Annotated in this window: 2 protein-coding genes; both read right to left on the bottom strand. The window is 69.9% G+C overall.

Features of this window, described 5'->3' with window-relative positions; all coding sequences use genetic code 11:
• Positions 1 to 81: 81 nt before the first annotated feature.
• Positions 82 to 1,308: an NAD(P)/FAD-dependent oxidoreductase gene (locus K206_RS0104210; RefSeq protein WP_020201163.1), complete on the bottom strand. Its 1,227-nt coding sequence runs from the start codon at positions 1,306 to 1,308 to the stop codon at positions 82 to 84.
• A gap of 104 nt (positions 1,309 to 1,412) precedes the next feature.
• On the bottom strand, positions 1,413 to 1,642 hold a 230-nt coding region (locus K206_RS43580; RefSeq protein ID WP_043365428.1), incomplete at its 5' end, for a hypothetical protein.

Genomic DNA, 1,642 nt, shown 5'->3' with positions numbered 1-1,642 from the left:
CGGGCGCGGCGCAGCCCGCCAGCAGCACGGCCGCGGCGGCCAGCGGCGCGGCGGCCATGCGTGGCGCAAAGCGGAAAACGGTCACGCGCAAAGCTGCTCCAGCACGGCCAGGCGGCGGCGCGATTCGGTCACGAACGGGTTGCCGCGGTCCCACGCATAACCGGCCAGGATGGCCGAGATCATGCGGCGGATGTCCGGCGTGGCGTCGGGGTGGAAGATCAGCTTCTGGAAGCTGCCCTCGTACCACGCCTCGACGAAGGTACGGAAGCAGTCCACGCCCTGCTTGAGCGGCGTGCCGTACTCGGCCTGCCAGTCCACCGCCTCGCCGGCGAACTGGCGCGCCAGGCAGGCGGTGGCGAGGCTGGCCGACTTGAAGGCGATGGTCACGCCCGACGAGAACACCGGATCGAGGAACTCGCCGGCGTTGCCGAGCAGCGCGTAGCCCTTGCCCCACAGCGACTTGACGTTGGCCGAGTAGCCGACGATCTGCCGCGCCGGGGTGTCCCACGCGGCGTTGGCCAGCAGCTTCGCCAGGCCCGGCTCCTCGCCGACCAGCGCCTGGAGGCGCTCGGTCTCGGTGCCGCCGTACTGGTCGAGGAAGCGCTTTTCCGCCACCACGCCCTGCGAGCAGCGCCCGTCCGAGAACGGGATGGTCCAGTACCACACGTCCACGTGCTCGGGATGCACGCCGATGCGGATCTTGTTGCGGTCGAAGGTGCCGGGCGGGATGCGGTCCTCCACGTGCGTGAAGATGGCGCTGCGCACCGGGAAGTTGGACGGCGACTCCAGGTCCAGCAGGCGCGGCAGCACGCGGCCGAAGCCGGAGGCGTCCAGCAGGAAGCGCGCCTGCACGCCGTAGACGTTGCCGTCGGCGCCGCGCACGGTGACGCGGGGCTGCTCGCCCTCGACGTCCACCGCCGTGACCTGGTGGCGGAAGCGGACCTCGGCGCCCTGCTTCTGCGCCTCGCGGATCAGCACGTCGTCGAAGCGCGCGCGCTGGACCTGGTAGGTGGTGCCCCAGCCGGCGGAGAACTTGTCGCGGAAATCGAATTCGGTGTAGCGCTCGCCGCGCGCGAAGGCCGCGCCGTTCTTGTACTGGAAGCCCGCCTCCACCACGGCCTGCAGCATGCCGGCCTCCTCGATATACGCCATGCTCTGCGGCAGCAGGCTCTCGCCGATCGAGAAGCGCGGGAAGGTTTCCTTCTCCAGCACCAGCACGCCGATGCCGCGCTTGCGCAGCAGGCCCGCGGCCACGGAGCCGGCCGGCCCCGCGCCGATGATAAGGACGTCCACCTGTTCGGTATGCATTCGTAACCCTGTTCCTGTGGTTGGATCTTGTCGATCTCGTTGGTCTGTTTTCCTGCTTCTTTCCTGCTTGCTGCTTCTTGCTGCTGCCTGTTCCCGCCTGTTCCCTACCTGCCGCCGTGCGGCGCGGCGCGCGGCCGGAACCACGGCGACAGCAGCCACACCGCGCCCACGCCGGACAGCATGGTCATGCCGAACGCATGCAGCGCCGGCGTGGACGACAGCGCGAGCAGGCCGAACGCCAGCAGCGTGCTGGCCGCGCCGAGCACGATCGCCGTCCATGACTCGCCGTCGCCGGGATGCTCGAGCAGGAAGATGCCGTAGTCCACCCCCACGC

It is taken from the genome of Cupriavidus sp. WS (assembly GCF_000395345.1).
GTDB lineage: Bacteria > Pseudomonadota > Gammaproteobacteria > Burkholderiales > Burkholderiaceae > Cupriavidus > Cupriavidus basilensis_B.
The sequence above is the reverse complement of the archived record's forward strand: the minus strand, read 5'-3'. Positions and strand labels throughout refer to the sequence as shown.